The 22,106-nt window shown below is 63.7% G+C and carries 14 protein-coding genes; 9 read left to right on the top strand and 5 right to left on the bottom strand.

Annotated elements, in window-relative coordinates:
* The first annotated feature begins 45 nt into the window (after positions 1-45).
* Positions 46-561 (top strand): fasciclin domain-containing protein, encoded by a 516-nt coding sequence (locus tag I7X13_RS13320; protein ID WP_232342239.1) that lies wholly within the window; start codon positions 46-48, stop codon positions 559-561.
* Between the two features lie 88 nt (positions 562-649).
* Here the strand turns inward: I7X13_RS13320 and I7X13_RS13315 are convergent, their stop codons facing one another.
* The 5 genes from I7X13_RS13315 to I7X13_RS13295 form a co-directional block, all read right to left on the bottom strand.
* Positions 650-2,632 carry a T9SS type A sorting domain-containing protein gene (locus I7X13_RS13315; RefSeq protein ID WP_198075882.1) on the bottom strand — a complete coding sequence of 661 codons (1,983 nt, stop codon included), beginning with the start codon at positions 2,630-2,632 and terminating at the stop codon, positions 650-652.
* A 147-nt stretch (positions 2,633-2,779) separates the two neighbouring features.
* Positions 2,780-3,541 (bottom strand): PASTA domain-containing protein, encoded by a 762-nt coding sequence (locus I7X13_RS13310; protein WP_198075881.1) that lies wholly within the window; start codon positions 3,539-3,541, stop codon positions 2,780-2,782.
* A gap of 114 nt (positions 3,542-3,655) precedes the next feature.
* Complete coding sequence (locus I7X13_RS13305) at positions 3,656-6,397, bottom strand: D-alanine--D-alanine ligase family protein (RefSeq protein ID WP_198075880.1); 2,742 nt, start codon at positions 6,395-6,397, stop codon at positions 3,656-3,658.
* A gap of 97 nt (positions 6,398-6,494) precedes the next feature.
* The gene (locus I7X13_RS13300; RefSeq protein ID WP_198075879.1) at positions 6,495-7,199 is read right to left on the bottom strand and encodes a copper homeostasis protein CutC; all 705 of its coding nucleotides are present in this window, start codon (positions 7,197-7,199) and stop codon (positions 6,495-6,497) included.
* Positions 7,196-8,212, bottom strand: coding sequence for a N(4)-(beta-N-acetylglucosaminyl)-L-asparaginase (locus I7X13_RS13295; protein ID WP_198075878.1), 1,017 nt, complete (start codon positions 8,210-8,212; stop codon positions 7,196-7,198). Before I7X13_RS13295 ends, I7X13_RS13300 begins: the two co-directional genes overlap by 4 nt.
* Positions 8,213-8,280: 68 nt before the next feature.
* Here I7X13_RS13295 and I7X13_RS13290 point away from each other — a divergent pair, with 68 nt between their 5' ends.
* The 8 genes from I7X13_RS13290 to I7X13_RS13255 all read left to right on the top strand — a co-directional run bounded on the left by I7X13_RS13290 (position 8,281) and on the right by I7X13_RS13255 (position 21,963).
* Complete coding sequence (locus I7X13_RS13290; RefSeq protein WP_198075877.1) at positions 8,281-9,135, top strand: N-acetylglucosamine kinase; 855 nt, start codon at positions 8,281-8,283, stop codon at positions 9,133-9,135.
* A 76-nt stretch (positions 9,136-9,211) separates the two neighbouring features.
* Positions 9,212-10,402 (top strand): phosphoglycerate kinase, encoded by a 1,191-nt coding sequence (locus I7X13_RS13285; protein WP_198075876.1) that lies wholly within the window; start codon positions 9,212-9,214, stop codon positions 10,400-10,402.
* A gap of 496 nt (positions 10,403-10,898) precedes the next feature.
* Positions 10,899-11,432 carry a phage tail protein gene (locus tag I7X13_RS13280; RefSeq protein WP_198075875.1) on the top strand — a complete coding sequence of 178 codons (534 nt, stop codon included), beginning with the start codon at positions 10,899-10,901 and terminating at the stop codon, positions 11,430-11,432.
* Between the two features lie 129 nt (positions 11,433-11,561).
* Entirely contained in the window at positions 11,562-12,080 is a 519-nt protein-coding gene (locus tag I7X13_RS13275) for a phage tail protein (protein WP_198075874.1), read from the top strand.
* 50 nt (positions 12,081-12,130) lie between these two features.
* Entirely contained in the window at positions 12,131-12,679 is a 549-nt protein-coding gene (locus tag I7X13_RS13270; protein ID WP_198075873.1) for a phage tail protein, read from the top strand.
* A 63-nt stretch (positions 12,680-12,742) separates the two neighbouring features.
* Positions 12,743-13,276 carry a phage tail protein gene (locus I7X13_RS13265; protein ID WP_198066500.1) on the top strand — a complete coding sequence of 178 codons (534 nt, stop codon included), beginning with the start codon at positions 12,743-12,745 and terminating at the stop codon, positions 13,274-13,276.
* A gap of 55 nt (positions 13,277-13,331) precedes the next feature.
* Positions 13,332-14,291, top strand: coding sequence for a methionyl-tRNA formyltransferase (locus I7X13_RS13260; protein ID WP_198075872.1), 960 nt, complete (start codon positions 13,332-13,334; stop codon positions 14,289-14,291).
* Between the two features lie 55 nt (positions 14,292-14,346).
* Positions 14,347-21,963, top strand: a complete 7,617-nt coding sequence (locus tag I7X13_RS13255; RefSeq protein WP_198075871.1) for a putative Ig domain-containing protein — start codon at positions 14,347-14,349, stop codon at positions 21,961-21,963.
* Positions 21,964-22,106: the final 143 nt, after the last annotated feature.

The following is a 22,106-nucleotide window of genomic DNA, read 5'->3' as shown; positions in this document are numbered from 1 at the left end:
GTGAAAGGCAAATCGGACGCCGGCGACAAGATGAAGGCCAAAACCATGCCCCGCAAGGGGGACATGGGCATGAGCGGCGACGCCATGAGCAGCACCGGCGGCGTAATGGTGGGCGGGGCCATGATGACCCCCGACAAAGACATTGTGGACAACGCCGGCGGCAGCGCCGACCACACCACGCTGGTAGCCGCCGTGAAAGCTGCCGGCTTGGTTGAGACCCTGAAAAGCGCCGGTCCCTTCACCGTGTTCGCACCCACCAATGCCGCGTTCGATAAGCTGCCCGCCGGTACTGTGAACTCGCTGGTGACGCCCGAGATGAAGCCCACGCTCACCAAAATCCTGACCTACCACGTAGTGCCTGGCCGCCTCACCGCCGCCGACCTCAAAAATGGCCAGGTGCTGACCACTGTGGAAGGTGAGCAGCTGACGGTAATGAAATCGGGCAGCAGCGTGATGCTGAAAGACGCCAAAGGCGGCATGGCCACCGTGACCATCCCAAACGTGATGTCGAGCAACGGCGTGACCCACGTAATTGACACCGTGCTGATGCCGGCCAAATAATTCGGCTAAACCAGCTTTCGCAGCCCAACAAAAAAGCCGTCCGGACATTCCGGACGGCTTTTTTGTTGACTGACAAACCCGGGCGGGGCTATTCCAGTACCAGCTTTCGTCCGATGGTGCGGCCATCGGCCAGGGTCAGGCGGACAGTATACAGGCCGGCGGGCAGTGCGGGCAGGGGCAGGGTGGTGTTGCCGGCCTGGGCCGCGGGCTGCTCCCACACCACACGGCCCATCGCATCGAGTAGCGCGGCCCGTTCAAAGCCCGGCCCGGCAATGCTCACGGTGCCGTGGGCGTGCCCGGCGGGGTTGGGGTAGAGGCTGTAGGCAGCGGCAGCGCGGCCCGCAGTAGTGGCGGTAGCCACGTTATTGGTCATCACAGGGCGCATCATAAGGGCGCCGCGGCCGGAGGCGAAATTGGTGGTGTCCCACACGCCAGCATTGTCCCGGCGTACCAAGTGCTGGGCCGGGAAGCTGCTGTTAAGGTCGAGGCCATAGGGCAGGATGCGGCCGGCCGAGGTAGAAGGCTGCGAAAAGCCCACGTAGAAGATACCCGATACCGGCACGGGCTGGTCGAAGTCAATCTGATAGTACTGCCAGCCGGCGGGAATATTGGCCGCGGCCGGGATGGTGGCCGTTTTGGAAGCCCGGGGAGTGGGGTCGGGGCGGCCGTTCAAATCGCCCCACACGCTAATGGTGACGGGGCGGGCATCAAAGTCGAACGTCCGGTTGCCGGCGGCTGCCGTGGAGCCGGGGTATACTGGGTACAGGCGCAGGCCACGCACGTAGTCGGGCTGGTTCAGGTCGAAGCGGTAAGCGAAGGCCGACTGCTGGCCGGTGGGGTAGGGCAGCAGGTTGGTGAAGCTTTCGGCGGTGCCATCGTCATAGGCATAGTAATTAGCCAGCTCCACGTCCCGATAAATCGTGTCGTTGGGCAGCGTGAGCGGGTTTTGCTCCTGCGAATTCAAGGCCATGGTGTAGCGCAGGCGCTTGGCATCGGGGGTGGCGGGCGGGGCCACGGCGCTGGCCGCGCCGGTTACGGGCGTGAGGCGGGGCAGCGTGCTCAGGGGCAGGCTCCGCTGCAGCCAGGTGCCGATAACCGGGCCGGCCGGCAGCTGCTGCACGGTGCCCAGCACGTTCACGTTGAGCGGGGCCAGGCTGCTGCGCAGGTTGCTGTAGTTCACGCCCAGGCTGGCGGCCAGCTCGCTGCTGGGCGGCGTGGCGGCGTTGAATTGCCAGACGGGCATCGAGGCAAACCGGCGCAGGGGGCTGCGCATTCCGCCCGAAGGATTGCCGCCCGTGAGGCCGCCGCCGGCCCCCGAATCCTGAAACGTGGTATCGGCCAGGCCGGCCGTGCGGCCCCGGTCCAGCAGGACATAGTCCACGCTCCAATTGTCGTGGTTATCGGAATTGTTGCCGCTGGCAACGAACATGAACTGGAAATTGCCGTGCAGGTATTTGGCCTGGTTCAGCAGCACCACTTGCTGCCGGAAACCGGTACGCACGCGCTGGGCGTTGTACACCCAGACCTGCTCCCAGGCGTTGGCATCGGTTTTCACAAACAGCTCCAGCCGCACGGGCGTGGTGCTGCCGTTGGAGTTGGGCGCGCTCACGATGCTGCCGGCCTGCCAGGCAAAGCTGAGCGCCACCTTGTCGTTGGCCGTGAGGCCACCCAGGCCGATGGGCTGCGACACCAGAGAGTCGATGGGGCCATACACGCTGTTGACCTGGCCGCTGTAGCTCTGGCCGTTGGCACGGAGGCCGTCGAGGGTGGCGGCCCCGCGGGTAAGGGGCTGAATGGCCAGGCGGTTGCTCACAAACGCGCCGCCGGTGGGCATCCATTTCAGTGGGTTGGGTGCACCGTTGAGCGGCGTGGTAAAGTCGTCAAAAAAGGGCAGAGTCAGGGCCGCAGTGCCGCGCAACTGGGCGCGGGAGGCGGCCGTGGGCGCGAAAGCGGCCCGGCCCGGGTCGGCCGACAGGGGCTCGGATGGGGAAAGCTGGGCTGCCGCCGTGCCCGCACTCAGCAGCAACGCCGGCAGTAAAAGCCGGGACAACGTGTGGAATCGTGTCATCATATAGTTAGCAGAAGGTTGAGAGCCTAACGACTGAAGCGTCCGGAAAAGTGCATTACGACGAAGCGGTGCCCCGCGCCGCCGTCCCGGCGAAAAAAACTGCCCGGGTACGGCGACGCAAAGCACCGCTTTGCGTTGAAAATTAACAACTTATTTTGCCACCCAGATATCCACCAGCTGGCCCATCCGGATGGTGGCATCGGGGCCGGCCACGGGGCGCTGGCGCACCACCGTGCCGGCCGTCTGGCCTTCCTCGGCGGGCTGCTCAAATACTTCGCCCTTTTGCAGGCCCTGGCCCACGAGCAAGGTAATGGCTTCATCCTCGGGCATGTTGATGAGGTTGGGCACAGCGAAGGTTTGGTTGCCTTGGCCGTCGCCCACCACGAGGTCCACTTTGGTGCCTTTGGCGATGGGCGCGCCGGGCGCGATTTCTTTGCCATTCACCAGCTGCTTCAGCACCGCGCCGGAAGCCAGGTCGGGCACCAACTGAATCTGGCCCACCACGAGGTCATAGCTTTTGAGGATGAGCATGGCATTCTTGGAAGAGCCGTCGGTGAGCTTGGGCATTTTAATCACCGGCGGGTTTTTCATGCTCACCTGCAGGTAGATTTTACGGCCTTCCTTCACCTTTTCGCCCGGCGCGGGGTCCTGCACCAGCACGGTGAAGGGGCGAATGTTAGGGCTGTAGCTGGAATCGTCCACGAAGTAGTTGAGGTTGCGCTCGTCGAGGTAGGCTTCGAGGTCGGCCACGTTCATGCCCGTCACCTTGGGCACGGTGATGGTTTCGCCGTGGTGGGTGCTCACGGGCAAATACACGTAGAAAAAGCCCAGCACGAGCAGCAGGCCCGCCACAGCAATGAGCACGAGGTGCTTCACAACGTCGAGCGGGGTATTAGAGGTGAGGAAAGCCATTTGAAGTTCAGTGAACAGTTAACAGTGAGCAGTTAACAGATATGGTTGGTTGGGAAGATAAGAGGCACAGCGTTGGGAAATGGTGAGCCATTGCGCATTGATAACTGCTCATTGTTAACTGTTCACTGCCTTTTCGGCCCGCTCCTTGCCGAACTCCAGAATCCGATCGATGAATTGGTAGGGTGTGTAGCCCGCCAAGGCCGTTTGGTGGAAGATGCAGGTGGCCGGCGTCATGCCCGGCAGCGAGTTTACCTCGATGATGAGCACCTCCACCTCGCCCTCCTGGCGCACCCGCACGAAGGCGTCAATCCGGGCGTAGCCTTGAATATCGAGCACCTCGGCCACGCGGCGCAGCACGGCCTTCACCTCGTTCGAGATGCGCTGGCGCTCCACGGGGTCTGCGTCGTAGCGGGCGGGGGTGATGTTCTGGCCTTCGCCGGCCAGAAATTTCTCCTCCAGGCTCAGCACTTCGCCGGTAGCCAGGGCTTCGCTGGCTTCAAAAACCTCGATGTCGAGCAGGCCGTCTTCATCATACGAAGTGAGCAGGCCACCTGTGATTTCAAGGAAGTGCGCCGCCCCGTCACGGCTGATGAGCGTTTCGACCAGGAAGGCATCCTTGCGCGGGAATTCTTCTTTAAAGCCCAGGTGCAACACCTCGGCCGGCCCTTCGAGCAGGTCTTCTTCGGTGCGGAAGATGAGTTGGCAAAAGGCTTCCAGCTCCGCGCGGTTCTTGATTTTCTTCACCGCCGAGGAGCAGCCGTCGTCGGCCGGCTTGGCAATGAAGGGGTAGGCGAACTGCGTTTCGAGCGAGCGGTAGAAACTTTCGGCATCGGCCTGCCACTCCAGCTTGTTGGCCATGCGGTGCTCGGCCACCAGCAGGCCAGCTTCGCGCAGGCGCTTGTTGGTTTCGAATTTGTTGATGGTGACGCTGCTGCTGGCCACGCCCGAGCCGTTGTAGGGCAGGTTGAAGCGTTCCAGTTCCTGCTGCAATGCACCATCCTCGCCCGGCCGGCCGTGCAGGGCAATGAATACCTCATCAACCATGCTCGCCAGCTCCTTGAACGAAATGCGGCGCGGCAGGGCCAGGGCCTGCCCAGCGTAGGTGCTGGTGATGACATTGGCCTCCTGCCGGATGCGCGCCAGGATGGGATGCGGCGCCTCGCCGGCCTCGGCGTGCTCGATTTTCTCGCGGATGTCGTCGGCGTTGTCCTTCAGCATCACGTTGATGGGCAGCACGTAGAGCTTGTGCTCTTGGGCCGAGCCCGTGAGGAATACCGGCACCGGCGCGTACTTGGCCGACGAGCTCAGCTTCTCAAAAATATTGCGCCCGCTTTCCACCGAAATGTGGCGCTCCGAGGAATAGCCGCCCATTATCACCGCCACGCGGATGCGCTCGGTGGCCTCGTGCTGACGGCCAGCCACAGCTGTATCGAGTTGCTCCAGCAGCGTCCCGAGCTTCACCGGGCGCAGGCCGGCGCGGCGGCGGGCCGCCAGCGAGGTGCGAATGAGGTAAGTGAGGAACTGGCTGGGGTTCAGCCCAATCTCGGCCGCCTGGTGGAAGAAGAAGGAGGCCGGCAGCATGCCCGAAGTCGTGTTCGGGTCATTCAGGAACAACCGGCCATCGTGCCCTACGAAACCATCCAGACGCGCATACACCTGAAAGCCGAACGTGCGGAACATCTCCTCGCAAGCCTCGCGGATTTCCTGGATTTTGTCCTCCGGCAGGTCAATGGGCGTGACTTTGCGGGCCAGGCCGGGCAGGTATTTTGAGCGGTAGTCGAACATCTCCTCGCCCTTTACAATCTCGGTGGGGGGGAGGGCCAGCGGCGCGCCGTCGGGGTCTTCCACCACAATGCACGAGAACTCGCGGCCAGCCACGAAGCTCTCTACCAGCACCTGGGTTTCGCCGTCCACATTGGTCAGGCGCACCGTTTCAGCAGTTTCGAATGCCTGGTCGAGGGTGAAGAGCAAAGTTTCGGGATGGTAGATAGTAGAGCGGGAATCGGGAAGCGGGGAGTGGGCCGCTTCCCGATTCCTGATTCCCGCTTCCTCCATAATCACGGGCAGGCCGATGCCTTCGCGGATGTCGGTGAGATGCTGGACCCAGGCCACTTTGTCCTGCTCGCCCAGGCGCTGCCAGTCGGCCCGCGTCAGGGTTTTGCGGAACAGGCTGCGCTCAATGGCGGCTTCGAACTTGGACAAATCGTCGGTTTTCAGGATGCTCACGCCGATGCTGGAGCCCTGGCGCGGCGCCTTCAGCACCAGCGGCAGGCCCAGCTCGCGCACCAGATAGGCGAGGGTGGCGGCGTGGTCGGTGCGGTCCCATTCCTCGGCCGTGATGACCCGGAAATCGGGCGTGGGCCGGCCCAGCGCTTTCAGCAGGTTTTTCTGCGCGATTTTATCGATGCCGAACGCCGAAGGCAGAATGCCGGAGCCCGAGTATGGAATGCCCAGCCACTCCAGCATGCCCTGGATGGCGCCGTCCTCGCCACCCGGCCCGTGCAGGGCCAGAAAGGCAAAATCCATCAGCAGCGGTAGCTGCTCGGCGTCAATCTTGCGGCCTACTTTGGCAATGGCCTCAAATTTCTCGTCGTGGCTGAGCTCGCCCAGGCTTTCGATGTACACCTGCAAATGGTGCAGCGACGGCGGCTGCGAGCTCACCGGCGGGTAAAAGTCCCGAATGGTGCCCTTGTAAATAAACTGCCAGTCGAGCAGAATGAACTGCCCCAGGCTATCAACGAAGATGGGCACGGGCTGAAACAGCGCCTTGTCCAGGTTATCAAACACGGTGCGACCGCCGGCGAAAGAAATTTCCCGCTCGCGCGAAGTGCCTCCGAAAAAAATACCGATTTTCATAAGTGTGGCAAAGGTAAGAACCCGTAGCGCGGACTTTCATTCCGCGCGTGAACAACCGACTTGCGCGGGCTAAAAGTCCCTGCCGGGTACGACCGCGCTACAGCTTTGCTACGAGCTCGGCCACCAAAACCGCGTCCGTCTCAAAACGTTCGGCCCGAAACAGCCCAGCGGCCGGGTCGGCTGGCACCCGCCGCTTGGCGCTGGCATGAAATTCATGCGCTCCGGTCCTATTCGCAAGTGCCTGAATATTATCTGCGGTGATGCCGGCGCCCGGCATGATGGAAATACGACCAGCCGCCTGCGTTACCAACGCCGCCAATCGGGCCTGACCGGCCTCGGCCGTGGCCTGTCCTCCGGAAGTGAGCAGGCGCTGGCAGCCCAGCGCAATAACGTCTTCCAAAGCCTGGGCTTGGTCGTGGCAGGCATCGAAAGCCCGGTGGAAGGTGACTTGCATGGGCGCGGCCACGGCTATGAGAGCCCGGCAGGCTGCCATGGCTACGCGCCCGGCCTCGTCGAGCACGCCCAGCACCACGCCCGCGCAGCCCAGTTCGCGGCAAATGCCAACATCGGCCCGCATGATGGATAATTCGTCGGAATTATAGGCAAAACCGCCGGTTCGGGGCCGAATCAGCACAAAAACCGGGAGGCTTACTTGTGCCTGCACCTCCCTAATCAGGCCGTAGGACGGCGTGATGCCGCCCTGCTCCAGGTTCTGGCACAACTCGATGCGGTGTGCGCCGCCCGCCTGTGCCGCCTGCGCCGAAGGCAGGGAAGCCGCACAGATTTCCAGTTGCCGGCTCATTTCAGCAGGAACTCGCTGTCGCGCAGTACCGGCGTGTCGGTGGTGCTCACCGTGAAGTTAAAGCCCTTTTGCAGGGCGTAGGCCCCCGTTTGGCCCTGGTTGTTCAGGGCAATGAAGGCCACCTGAATATCCTTCGCTTTCACGCCTTTGATGGCGGCAATGCGCCCGATGGCTTCCTGACAAGCAGCCTGCGGCGAGCGGCCCTGGCGCATGAGCTCCACCACGGTGTGGGCACCGGCAATGCGCACCACGTCCTCGCCCTGGCCGGTGGCAGCGGCGGCGCCCACGGCCGGGTCCACAAACAGCCCGGAGCCGATGAGGGGCGAGTCGCCCACCCGGCCGCGCATCTTGAAGGCCATGCCGCTGGTGGTGCAGCTGCCGCAGATGCGGCCCTGCGCATCCATTGCCAGCATGGCAATGGTATCATGGTTTTGGGGGCCGCCCACGGGACCGTTGGGCCGGCTTTTAGAATTCTCGATGTTGACTACGGGCTTGTACTGACTGGTTTCGAGCCACTTCTTATAGGCCTTCTCGGCATCGGCGCTCAGCTTGCGCGGTTCCAGCGGAAAGCCCTGGGCCACGGCAAACTGCTGCGCGCCCTCGCCCACCAGCAGCACGTGCGGCGTGCGCTCCATCACGCGCCGCGCCACGCTGATGGGGTGCTTGATGCGCTCCAGCGCGGCCACGCCGCCGCAGTTAAATTTTTCGTCCATGATGCAGGCATCCAGCGTCACCACGCCGTCGCGGTCGGGGTTGCCGCCCAGGCCCACGCAGCAGCCCTGCTCGGCCTCGGTTACCATCACACCAGCCTCCACGGCATCGAGGGCGTAACCGCCCGGGCCGAGAATTTTCCAGGCGCCTTTATTGGCATTCACGCCCGCGTCCCAGGTCGAAATCACAATGGGCTTGCCCACCGCTGGAGCGGCCGGCAAGGCCACGGCGGCGAGTGGAGCCGCCGCCAGCCCGGCCAGCCCGGCGGCGGAAGTGTGCAGAAATTTCCGGCGAGACGACATAACAACAGGATAAATTGAGACGGCGAAAGATACACCAGCCGCCAGCTCCCGCGTACTTTCGCTGCACTATGCTACTCCTCGCCGACGGTGGCTCGACCACCTGCAGCTGGTGCCTGCTTAACGCCGCCAACTCTGTTTATTTCAGCACCGAAGGCTACAATCCCTATTTCTGGGACACGCCTGCCGTTGCCGCCTCGCTGGCGCGGGGCGTGCCCGCAGCGGTGCGCCAGGCCCCCATCAGCGCCATCTATTATTATGGTTCCGGTGTGCTCTCGCCGGCTAAGGCCGAAGTAGTGGCAGGTGCGCTGCGCCAGGTGTTTCCGCAGGCGCGGCAGGTGCACGTAGCCGAGGATTTGCTGGCGGCGGCACGGGCACTGCTGGGCCACCAGCCGGGTTTTGCGGCCATATTGGGCACGGGCACCAACTCCTGTTTGTATGACGGCCAGCGCATTACGCAGGTGGTGGAGTCGTTGGGCTACTCGCTGGGCGACGAGGGTTCGGGCACGTCCATCGGCCGGATATTGCTGCGCGACTACCTGCGCGGCCGACTGCCCGAGAACCTGGCCGATGAATTTAAAGAGACCTACCAGTTGGGCGAAGTCAGCGAAGTGTTGGACCGGCTCTACAACCAGACTTTGCCCAACCGCTTCCTGGCCGGCTTCGCCCGGTTTGCCGGCCAGCATTATGCCGAGCCTTATTGCCAGGCCGTGGTAGGTGAGGCGTTTGACGCATTTTTTGCGCAAATCGTTACGCAATACCCCGATTACCAAAACTATACGTTCAACTGCGTGGGCTCTATCGGCTACCATTTCCGTGAGGCGCTGGCTGCGGCGGCGGCCCGCCACGGCATGGCCGTGGGCCAGATTCTGGAAACACCGATTGAAGCGCTGGTGCGCCATCACCTTGCGCCCAACCCCGAATGAGTTTTGCCGGTAAGCAGGTAAATCTGCGAAAGCGCTGCACTTTTGCGCCCGTATCACCCCAAGTCCCCACAACCCCATGAACACCCTCGATACCTACAATTTCGCCGGCAAGCGCGCCGTGATGCGCGTCGATTTCAACGTGCCGCTCGACAAGGACCTGCGCATCACCGACGACACGCGCATCCGCATGGCCACCCGCTCGGTGATGAAAATCCTGAACGACGGCGGCTCCGTGGTGCTGCTCTCGCACTTAGGCCGGCCCAAGGACGGCTACGAACAGAAATATTCGCTCGAAGCCTTGGTGGCGCGCCTCTCGCAGGAATACGGCCGCGAGGTGCAGTTCGGGGGCGACGTGCTCGGAGCCGAAGCGGCCCAGAAAGCCGCCGCGTTGCAGCCCGGCCAAGTGCTGCTGCTCGACAACGTGCGCTTTTATAAGGAGGAGGAAGCCGGCGACCCGGCCTTCGCCGCCAAGCTGGCCGCGCTCGGCAACGTGTACGTGAACGATGCTTTCGGCACCGCCCACCGCGCCCACGCCTCCACGGCCGTGATGGCCAATAGCTTCGCTCCGCAGGACCGCGTGGGCGGCTACCTGCTCCAGTCCGAAATTGACAACGCCAAAAAGGTGCTGGACAATGCCGAGCGGCCCTTCACCGCCATCATGGGCGGGGCCAAGATTTCGGACAAGATTCTCATCATCGAAAAGCTGCTCGATAAGGTGGATAACCTGCTCATCGGCGGCGGCATGGCCTACACCTTTGCCGTGGCCGAGAATGGCCACGTCGGCAGCTCGCTGCTGGAGGCCGACAAGGTGGACCTGGCCCGCCAGCTTATGCAGAAAGCCAAGGACAAGGGCGTGAACCTGATGCTGCCCAGCGACTCGCTCATCGCCGATAAGTTCGCCAACGACGCCAACGTGGATGTGGCTGCCAACACCAGTATCCCCGACGGCTGGATGGGCCTCGACCTCGGCCCCGACTCGCGCGAGGCCTTCGCCGTAGTCATTCGCAACAGCAAAACCATCCTCTGGAACGGCCCGATGGGCGTGTTCGAGATGAGCAATTTCTCGCTCGGTACCGAGTTCGTGGCCCGCGCCATTGCCGAGGCCACGGCGGCCGGGGCCTACTCGCTCATCGGCGGCGGCGACTCGGCCGCGGCCGTGCAGCAGCTCGGTTTCGGCGACCAGGTGAGCTACATCAGCACCGGCGGTGGCGCCCTGCTGGAGTACATGGAGGGCAAAGAACTGCCCGGCGTAACGGCGCTCGGCTAAGGACTTAGCTACCCTTAGAACTTCATAACACCCACCGGTTTCGGTTGCGCTGGCAGCCGAAACCGGTGGGTGTTATGCTTTTGCAGCATTGATAAAATCATCCGGGTCGGGTTCACGAACCACGTATTTCTACGCTATTATCACAGATGCCAGTGCCGGTATTTTGTGGTGTTGTTGGCTCTTGAAGCCTTCAGGCTACTTTGGGTCCACTTTAAAGTAATATCGATAAAATAATATATTTATTATGTAAACGTGGGCGTACTATGCCAAACACGAAGAAATGCTTCTTCAAACTGCCTTTCCAGTGCGCTGAGCGTCTTTTTAAGATGATAGTATAGGAATAAAGTGTTTGTTTTTTTGCGATGGATTTGCGTTTGCAACACGCTCAAAATGCACTGGCTTCTAAATCTTAAGATTAATTAATGTTGAGCAGCTTGTTATGGTGTGGCAAGGTGTACCTTTACCTTGCTTTTCCTACTAGAATCCCATTTAAAATATGATTACACACCCTACTCAGGTTACTACTTCAGAGGTTTCGGCACTGGCCCAGCCCCAACTTGCGTCGCGCCGGAGCTGGCTGAAAGGGCTGAGCGCCCTGCTCGGAACCGGTCTGCTGGCCACGCCTACGGCCTTGCTGGCCAGCCCAGTAGCCACGGCCGCAGCCCCACAGCCGGCCTCGGCCGTAGTTGGCGGCGATGAATACATTGGCGTGGTGAAGCTGCTGGCCGGCACCGAGCTGCCCTCGGGCTGGGCCCTTTGCGACGGCCGCGAGCTGCCCGTGGCCCAGCACCCGGCGCTGTTTGCCGTGCTGGGCGCAGCCTACGGCGGCAACGGCCGCAGCACCTTCGCCCTGCCCGACCTGCGCCAGGAAATGGCAACGATGAAGGCCGCGGCCGACCGTCAGCCCGCTGGGGCAGCGCCGCTGGGGCAGCTCTTCGCCATTAAGGTGGCCAATGCCCCGGCCACTACCACCGCCGTGTTGGAGCTGCGCCTAGCGCACCTGCATCGGTCCCGCCACACCGCAGTATAGGCAGCAGGTGGCAAGGTTGGACCGTTCGGTGCTGGCTTTTTCGGCGCTCGAAGGGGCCATCTATTGATAGTTTTTCCAAGCGCCAGCAGCTTGCTGACGCCAATTTTCCACTCTTACCCCTTTTTACCTATGGACCCTTTTGTTGGAGAAATTCGCCTGCTGCCATACAGCTACCCCCCCTACGGGTGGGCCCTGTGCAACGGTGCCATATTGCCAATCAGCCAGAATACTGCCTTGTTTTCGCTGCTGGGCACCCGATACGGTGGCAATGGCACCACCACCTTTGCCCTGCCCGATTTGCGAGGCCGGGCCATGATGGGCATGAGTTCGAATTATCCGCAGGGAACCGTGACGGGGACGGAAAGCGTGACGCTGAACAATACGCAGTTGGCCGCACACAACCACACTCTCGCCGCGACGGTGGCTGTGAGCACCGACGCGGGCACCAGCACCACGCCGGCTGGGGGCTACTTCGCCTCGCTCGGCTCGCAGTACGGCGATTCGGGGGGCGGTGGCAACATGGCCGCGGGCCTGCTCAACGGCACTAGCTCCTCCGTCGGGGGCAACCAGCCCCACGAAAACCGCATGCCGTTTCTGACGCTGAACTACTGCATTGCCCTGCAGGGTGTTTTTCCGCAGCGGCAATAACCACCGGGCGTTCCTCTTTCACCATTCTAACAGCGCTTAAGCGGTTATTTATGTCAACTCCATATATCGGCCAGGTTATCGCCGTTGGCTTCAATTTTGCCCCCGTGGGCTATGTGGCCTGCAATGGCCAACTACTGCAAATCGCCGAGTACGAAACCCTCTTCACCTTGATAGGCACTACCTACGGGGGCGATGGTATAACTACGTTCGCGGTGCCCAACATGAACGGTCGGCTGGCGGTCGGAGCCCAAGGCCAAGGGCCAGGCCTTAGCAGCTACTCCCTGGGAACAACGGTGGGAACAGAAAACGTGACACTGACCACTTCCCAGTTGCCCGTCCACGGGCACACGGCTAATGCCCCGCTGCAAGCCGTGACTACTGGCACCGCATCTGCCGGCCCGGTAGGCAAGTTCCCGGCCACCAGCCCCATCGCCAAGCCCTATGCGGCCGCGGCCACGGCTGGCGCTACGCTGAGCCCCCAGGCTTTGACGGCGACCCTGGGCGTGACCGGCGGCAGCCAGCCGCACAGCAACTTGCAGCCCTCGCTGGCCATGAATTTCATCATCTCCACGGAAGGCATCTATCCGCCTCAGCCGTAAGGCTGGCCGGCTTTTCCATCTCCAGTCCTATCCAGTCACCAGCTTTTTCAGTCTTTATATAATATGGACGAACCATACATCGGCGAAATTCGCCCCTGGAGCGCTCCCTTCGCTCCCAGAAACTGGGCTTTCTGCCAAGGGCAAGCGCTGCCCGTCAACCAGAACCAGGCCCTCTTTTCCCTGCTGGGCGTCACCTTCGGTGGCAACGGTGTCACAACTTTCAACCTGCCCGACCTGCGCAGCCGCGTGCCGGTAGGCAGTGGGCAGCTTACGGGTGGCTCTACCTACACGCAGGGCCAGACTGGAGGCGTTGAGTCGGTGCCCCTGACGACGAACCAGATTCCGGCCCACACGCACCCCATTACGGGTACCATGCAAACGGCGGAGCTCGGCGACCCCAGCACCCCCAAAGGCAATTACCTGACGGCCGATAACAACGCCCAGTACGGGGCCGGTCCGGCCAATGCCACCATGGGCAGCGCCGCCCAGGGCACATCGGGTAACAACGGCAGTAGCCAGCCTCACGAGAACCGCCAGCCGGTGCTGGGCATCAACTACATCATCGCGCTGACCGGCATCTACCCCTCGCGTGCCTAAACACTGCCCGTCGGGTCTCCGACGGGCAGTGTTTTTTCCTTTCCCCAAAAACTTTATGCGCGTTGCCGTCATCATTAGTAGTCTTCTGGGCTGGCCCCTGCTGCAAGACCTGCTGAGCCAGGGCGTGGTGGCAGGTGTGGCCATGCCCGCCAGCGGCCGCGAGGAAGCCGGGCAGGTAGCCGCGCTGCTGGCCCAGGCCGGCGTGGTGCCGCGCACACTGGCGCGGGCCACCCTGGGGCCCGCACTGGCCGAATGGGTGGCCGCGACCGGGGCCGAAGCCGTACTGGTGCTCACGTTTCCGTGGCGCATACCGGCCGCGGTGCTGGCCCTGCCGCCGCGGGGCTTTCTTAATTTCCACTTTGCAGCCCTGCCGGGCTACCGGGGGCCCGAGCCCACGTTTTGGCAGCTGCGCCACGGCGAACCGGCCGGGGCCGTCACGGTGCACCGCATGGCCGAGGACTTCGATACCGGCCCGGTGCTGCTGGCCACGCCGGTACCCATTGGACCCGACGACACGCACGGCCTGCACCGGGGCCATTTGGCCCTGGCGGCTGTGGGAACAGGGCGCCAGCTGCTGGCTGGCCTGCGCGGCGAACTGCCCCTGCCCGAACAACCCCAAAACGAAGCCGCCGCCCGCTACTGGCCCCGCGCCGGCCTGGCCGACGTAGCCATCAACTGGCAGGAGCCGGCCGCCGATATTGCCCGGCTGGTGCGGGCCGCCAACCCCTGGAACCGCGGCGCACTGGCCACGCTGCGCGGCCAGCTGCTGCGGCTGCTGGTGGCCACGCCCCGGCCCGAAACCGTGGCGGCCGCCCCCGGCACAGTGGTGCTGGCTGCCCCCGGCCAGGCCCTGCTGGTAGCCTGCGGCGAAAACCAGGTGCTACAACTCGACGTGCTGGCCCTGGACGAAGGATACTTTACCGGCGGGCAACTGGCCGGTATGGGCGTGCAGGTAGGCGAAGTGCTGGGCATGGTGTCTGCACCCGTGTCGGTGGCATTGCCTGTTCATGTATAATTCTAATTAATTGATTTTTAATAATTTAACTTTCACTTTTGCTTCTCTTCAATATATGAGACAAAAACTACTGCTGCTGCTGCTTCTACTGCTGGCAGCTTGGGGCGCGCGTGCGCAGGCCCCCACCTGGCAAAGCGCGCTCAGTTCGGCGGCCGTCGACGTGCGCGACGTGGCCATCACCGCCAGCGGCGACGTGTACGTGACCGGCTCTTTCACGGGCTCGGTTACGTTCGGCTCTAACACCCTCACCAGCACCGGCGACGCGGATATGTTCGTGGCCAAGTGGGCTTCCGGGGCCAGCACCTGGGCCTGGGGCGCGAGCGGCGGCGGCGGCACGTCCGGCGGCACCGATGCCAACGACTATGGCAATGCCATTGCTGTGAACGGCAACCGCGTGTACGTGACGGGCATATACCGGGCCACCACGTTTACAACGGGGGCCGGCACGCTGACCAACAATGGGGGCTACGACATGTTTGTGGCCAAGTTCACCGATAACACCACCAGCGTTACGGCGAGTGGGCTGCTGGGCAGCACCGCCGGCGCATCGCAGGAGTATGCGTATGGAATAGCCGTGAACCCGACCAACGGCAACGTGTACGTGACGGGCTACTTCGGCTCTACTTCTTTGCCAAATGCCACTATCAGCGGCACAGCGCTTACAAGCGGTGGCTCGGCCGACGTATACGTGGCGAAGTTTCTCGACAACGGGACAACGTTATCGAACGGTGGCGCCGTCCGCGCCGGTGGTGCCAGTGGCGAAATTGCCACCTGCCTGGCCCTCAACGGCAACAACATCTACATCGGCGGGCGTTTCAATAGCTCCGGTACGGCTGTCTTCGGCTCCAGCACCCTGACGAACGGGGGGGGGAACGATATTTTCGTGGCCCGCTTCACCGACAATGCTCCCACCACAACGGGCAGCATCGTCGCCAACTACGCCCAGAAGGGCGGGGGCGACGGTACCGACGGAGCCCAAGGCATCGCTGTGAATGCGAGCGGCGCCATTTATGTGACGGGTAACGTTACCGCCGCCACCGCAGGCGTGGTTTCGGTAGCCGGCAGTACCCTGACAACGGCGGGAGGCACCGATATTTTTGTGGCGAAATACACTGACAATGGCACGGCCCTGGTGAATGGCTATGCCATCGCCGACGGTGGTGCTAACTCCGAAGACACTGTCGACGGCTCAATTGGGGGAGACATTGCGGTGAACGGCACGTTGGTATACATAACTTCCGATTACGATGGCACGACCAACATCGCCGGTACCCCCCTGACAAGCGCGGGCGCATCTGATGCGTTTGTTGCCAAATACACGGATAACGGCACCACCTTCGTCGGCAACGGGGCGGTGAGCGGTGGCGGCACCGGCAGCGATAGCAGCTTCGGCATCGCCGTGAACGGCACCCAAGGCGTGGTTGGCGGCAAAATGGTGCCCACGGCGAACTTCGGCACCTCGCTGACCACGGGCACTTCCTACGCGGCACGGGTAAGCTTTGCTTCGCCTCCGGCGGTGACAACAGCCGCGGCCAATACCATTACGAATACCAGCGCGGTGCTGGGCGGCAACGTGTCTTCCGACGGCGGGGCTTCGGTAACTGCCCGCGGTGTAGTTTATAGCGCTACCAACACCACGCCCGCTATCGGCGGCACCGGCGTGACGCAGGCCCCCAACGGCACGGGCACGGGTACATTCTCGGCCACCATCTCGGGCCTCACGTCCGGTACCACCTACTACGTTCGGGCCTATGCCACCAACTCGGTGGGCACCAGCTACGGCGCGGTGGCAACGTTCACTACCCCGCCCAGTGCGCCGGTGGTGTTGACGCCGGCCAACGGCAGCGCCACCAACAACGTCACTCCCTCTTACACGGGCACGGCACAAGCCAACTCAACGGTGACGGTGTACGTGGACGGCTCGGCCCTGAGCGGAACGGTGACAGCCGACGCGTCGGGCAACTGGAGCAAAACTCAGCCCACGGCCCTGAGCCAGGGCAGCCACACGGTGTACGCTACGGCGGCTATCAGCGGCAGCGCGGCCAGCGCCAACAGCAATACCAACACCTTCACGGTGGACACAACGTCCCCGACGACGACCATCACCAGCACGACGCCGGGGGTGAGCAACGGCGGCACAACGGCCACCACGCCCATTGCCTTCACGGTGACGTTCACGGAAAACGTGTCGAACTTCACGTCGAGCGACGTACAGGTGACGGGTGGCACTCTATCGGGCTTCTTCGCTAACAGCAGCACCTACACCTTCAACGTGACGCCCAGCGGCAGCGGCAGCACCGTGACGGTGAACGTAGCGGCCAACGTGGCCAATGACCAGGCCGGCAACGGCAATACGGCGGCTTCGCAGTACAGCGTCACCTATCGGCAGCCGCTGGTGGCTTCCTCGCAGGCCGTGACCGTGAACTTGGATGCCAGCGGCAACGGCACGCTGGCGGCCAGCAGCGTCAACAACGGCAGCACCGGCCCGGGCACGCTCACCTACACCATCCAGAAAATCGTGTACGGGCAGGTAGCGGAAGGCCAGACCCTGACCCTGAGCACGCCCAATGGCAGCAACTTCCTCAGCACAAACGCCATCCGCTTTGCCAGCTACGGCACGCCGAACGACAACGGCAACGGCAACTACACCCTGGGCAGCTGCAACGCCCCCAACAGCGTGGTCACGGCCCAAAACTCGTTCGGGGGCCGCAGCACCGGCAGTATGTACGCCAGCAACACGGATACCCGCAACAACCCCGTGCTCGACGACCCCTGCTCGGGCACGCCCAAGCGACTGGCCGTGCAGGCCGCCTACTCGGCCGACGCGACCAGCCTGACCTACGACTGCAGCGAGGCCAACAAAACCCAGTACGTGCTGCTCACCGTGACCAACGGCACCAGCACCAGCACGTCGGTAGCCCAGGTGACGGTGAACCCGTCGCCCACCATTACGATTTCGAACGTGAGCCCCACCTCGGCCCCGCGCGGCGCCCCGGTGACGGTAACTGGCACCAACCTGAGCGGCGTGAACAGCGTGACGGTGAACGGTGCGACGGCGACCGTGAGCAACTTGACGGCTAACGGCTTCACCTTCGTGGTGCCCGCCGGCGCCACCACCGGCGCCGGCAACCTGACGGTGACGGCTCCCTGCGCGCAAACCCTGACCTCCGCCTTCACGGTGCAGCAGCCGGTGACGGCGGCGCCGGTTATCACCGCGCCGGCCAACGGCAGCCTGACCAATAATTCGCAGCCGACCTACTCGGGCACGGCCCCGGCTGGTAGCACCATCACGGTGTACGTCGGCCCGGCCTCCGGTGCGGCCTCCGCCATCGGCACGACCACGGCCACCGCCAGCGGCAATTTCTCCCTGGCCCAGCCCTCGGCCCTGACCAGCGGCAGCTACCAAGTGTATGCCACGGCCCAGACCAGCGGAAGTACGGTGAGCGCCAACTCGAACACCAACACCTTCACGGTGGATTTGGTAGCCCCGACGGTGACGAGCCTGACCAGCGGCACGGTGGCCAACAACGGCTCGACCACGACCTCGCCGGTGCTGTTCACGGCTACCTTCAGCGAGCCGGTGACGGGCTTCGCTAGCGGCGACATCGCGGTGAGCGGCGGCACGGTGACCACCGGCCCGACGGCCGGCAGCGGCAACACCTTCACCTTCCAGGTGACGCCCAGTGGGGCGGGCACCGTGACGGTGCAGGTGCTGGCCAACACCGTTCAGGACCAGGCCGGTAACCTCAACCCGGCTTCGAGCACCTACTCGTTTACCTATTCGCTGCCGCCCGTCACGGCAACCCTAACGCAGGTGACGCCGTCGCCGACGGCGACGGCGACGCTGACCTACCGGGTTACCTTCTCCGGCGGCGTCACGGGCTTGAACACGGGCAATTTCTCGGTGGCGAACAGCGGCACGACGGTGAGCGGGGCCTCGGTGGTCAGCGTAACCGCCGCGAGCGGCAGCACGACGACCTACGACGTGGTCGTGAACACGGGCACGGGTAACGGCAATCTGGTGCTGCAGCTGGTCAACAGCACGGGAGTATCCCCCACGGTGAGCAGCCTGCCGGTAAGCGGCCCCAGCTACACCATCTACAAGAGCTTCTTGGCCAAGCCCACCCTGCGCATTCAGGGCGTGGGCAGCCCCAGTGGCTTCAACGACGTGACGGCCTTCGTGGACGAGGTGAAGGTGCTGAGCGGCACGAGCGGCACCGCGGCCTTCGCCAACGGCTTGCAGAACGGCAGCTTCGAGACCAACAATGTACCACAAAGTAATTTTCTGTATCAAAGCCAAGGCGTCGTCGCCGCGCCCTGGAGCTTTGGCCCCCAGGCCGGGGTGTCGCGCAATAACAGCGGCTTCGGCTCGTCGGCCACCGATGGCACCGCGGTGGCGTTCCTGCAAAGCACGGCCGGCCTCAACGGCAACGTGGCGCAGAACCTGGCCGTGCCTACGGGCGGCTACCGGGTCGGCTTCCGGACTGCCCAGCGGACCAACAACGGCCGGAACGACGACCAGGTGCTGAACGTGTACCTGGTGAATAACGTCAATGATAACGTGTTTCTGGGCAGCATTCAGCCCGAGACTAGTGGTCTTGGCCTCTACGCGACCTTCACCTCGGCCGCCTTCAACGTGACAGCCCCGGCCCTGACGGCCACGGTGAGCGGGCCGGCCGGCCCGACGACCAGTACCGCCCCCATTCCGTTCTCGGTGAGCTTCACGCAGAGCGTGGGCACCACCTTCACGGCCTCGGACGTGACGGTGACGGGCGGTACGCTGACCAGCGGCAGCTTCGGCGGCAGCGGCGCCGGCACCTACACCTTCACCGTAACGCCGAGCGGATTCGGCATCGTGTCGGTGACCCTGGCCGACAATGTGGCCTTCGACGACAACAACACGGGCAACACGGGTACCAACACGGCGAGCGTGCAGTTCGTGGCCCCGACCATCACGGTGGCCCCGACCTCGCTGCCCGGCGGCACGCGTGGCACGGCCTACAGCCAGACCATCACGGCCTCGGGCGGCACGGCTCCTTATAGCTACGCCATCACGGCCGGCGCCCTGCCTTCGGGCCTGACGCTCTCTTCGACCGGTACGTTGTCGGGCACGCCCGCAGCGAGCGGCTCGTTCACCTTCACGGTGACGGCGACTGATGCCTCGTCGGCTCCCGGCCCGTACAGCGGCTCGCGCAGCTACACGCTCATCATTGCCGCTCCCGCTATTACGCTGGCTCCGGCGACGTTGCCGGCGGGCACGGTGGCGGCTGCTTACAGCCAGACCATCACCGCCACGGGCGGCACGGCTCCCTACAGCTATGCCATCACGGCCGGCGCGCTGCCGGCGGGCCTGACGATTTCCTCAGCCGGCGTGCTGGCCGGTACGCCCACGGCGGGCGGTTCGTTCACCTTCACGGTAACGGCCACCGATGCCTCGACCAGCGCCAGCGGCGGCCCCTACACCGGTTCGCTTAGCTACACGCTGACCGTGGCGGCCCCCACCATCTCGATTGCGCCGGTTACGCTGCCCAACGGCACGCAGGGCACGGCCTACAGCCAGGCCTTGTCGGCTGCGGGCGGCACGGCTCCCTACACGTTTGCCATCACGGCCGGTGCCCTGCCCGCGGGCCTGACGCTGACCAACGGCACGATTGCGGGCACCCCCGCGGCGAACGGCACGTTCAACTTCACGGTGACGGCCACCGATGCCTCAACAGGCAGCGGCCCCTACAGCGGTTCGCGCAGCTACTCGCTCACCATCAACGCCCCGGTGATAACGGCCGTGACGTGGACGGGTCTCATCAGCACCGACTGGTTCACGGCCGGCAACTGGTCGTCGAACACGCTGCCCAGCGCCACGATTGACGCCATCATCCCCACGGCGCCCAGCGGCGGCCGCTTCCCGAACATCAGCTTCGGCACGGCCAGCGTGCGCAACCTGACCTTCGACAGCGGCGCCAGCCTGACGCAGAGCGCCGGGACGCTGGTTGTGGCGGCCAACCTGACCAACAACGGCACCTTCCAGCCCACGGGCGGCACGGTGCTGCTGGGTAACTCGGCCCTGAGCAACATCTTCGGCGCCAGCAACACCCGGTTCTGGAACCTGACGGTGGGGGCCAGCGGTGCCCAGCAGAGCACTTCGGCCAGCACCTCGGTACAGCGCGTGTTCTTGCTCAACGGCAACTACACGACCAACGGTAACCCGCTCACGCTGGAGTCGAATGCCACGAACACGGCCCTGGTGGTGAACAACGGCAGCAACGTGATTGTGGGCAACGTCACGGTGCAGCGTTACATCGCCCCCGACCTGAACCCGGGCCTCGGCTACCGCCACTACTCGGCACCGGTGAGCACTGCGACCGTGGGCAGCCTGACTACGAGTACTTTCACGCCCGTAGTAAACCCGGCCTACAATAGCTCGGCCACGCCCAACAGCGTGCGGCCTTTCCCCACGGTGTACTACTACGACCAAGCCCGCCTGGCCACGGCCACCAACAACCTGGCGCCCTTCGACAAGGGCTGGACCTCGCCCAGCGCGCTGACCGACCCGCTGACCGTGGGCAAAGGCTACACCGTGAACCTGGCGGCGAACCAGACCCTGGCCGTGACCGGCCAGCCGAACAACGGCGACGTGAGCCAGTCCCTGGCCCGCAACAGCGGTGCCACGGCGACCGATGCCGGCTGGCAATTGGTGGGTAACCCTTACCCGTCGCCCCTTGACTACTCGCAGGTAGGCGCGGCCGACCGCAACAACCTCGACGCTGCCATGTATGTGTTCGAAAGCACCAGCCTGTACGGCGGCACCTACCGCGCCAATGTGAACGGCGTGGGCGGCAACGCCAATAGCCCGAACTCGATTCTGGCCCAAGGCCAGGGCTTCTTCGTGCGGGTGAGCAACGGCCAGACCAGCGGTACCCTGACGCTGCGCAACTCGCAACGCGTGACGACTTACCAGAACCCGGTGTACCACCGCACTACCGAAACCCGCCCGCTGGTGCAACTCGACCTGCAAAGCGCCACCGGTTCCGACCCGCTGTATGTGTACTTCGAGCAGGCCGCTACGGCCGGCACGGATGTGGAATACGACGCCGTGAAGCTGCCCAACTCGACCGGCCTGAACCTGGCCGCCTGGGCTGGCAGCGACAAGATGGCCATCAACGCCCTGCCGCTGACTTCGACGGCTTCGGTAACGGTGCCGCTGTTCATTGGCCTGCCCGTGACGGGCACCTACACGCTGCACGCGGCGCAGGTGCTCAACTTCGGCGCCGGCGAGCAGCCCTTCCTGCGCGACTTGCAGCTGGGCACGCTCACCGACCTGAGCCTGCACCCCGACTACACCTTCACCATGAACGCGGCCAATACCACCCCGCGCTTCGAGCTGGTGTTTGGTGCCCGGGTGCTGGGCGTGGCTTCGGCCAAGCTGGCCGCCCAGGTGGCCGTGTACCCGAACCCTGCCAGCAAGGCGGTGTTCGTCGAGCTGCCCACCGCCCTCAACCGCAAGGCCGTGACGGCCGCGCTGGTTGATGCCCTGGGCCGGGTGGTGCTGACGCAGGCGCTGCCTGCCGGCCAGCCCACCTACACCCTGCCGCTGACCAACCTGGCCACCGGCGTGTACTCGCTGCGCCTCCAGACGGAAGCCGGCGTGGTGGTGAAAAAGCTGGTGGTGGAATAAACCACCCGCCTCACCAGGCCTTGAAAAGCCCCGGCTGCAGATGCAGCCGGGGCTTTTTTGTTGGGGTAAAATGCCTGCCGTGAAAAGCCTGGGAGAACTGCATTTATGTTTTTATAATTATAAATAATAATATATATTTACTA

The organism is Hymenobacter negativus, from assembly GCF_016056375.1.
Taxonomy (GTDB): Bacteria; Bacteroidota; Bacteroidia; order Cytophagales; family Hymenobacteraceae; genus Hymenobacter; species Hymenobacter negativus_A.
This window is presented reverse-complemented; position numbering and strand designations above follow the sequence as displayed.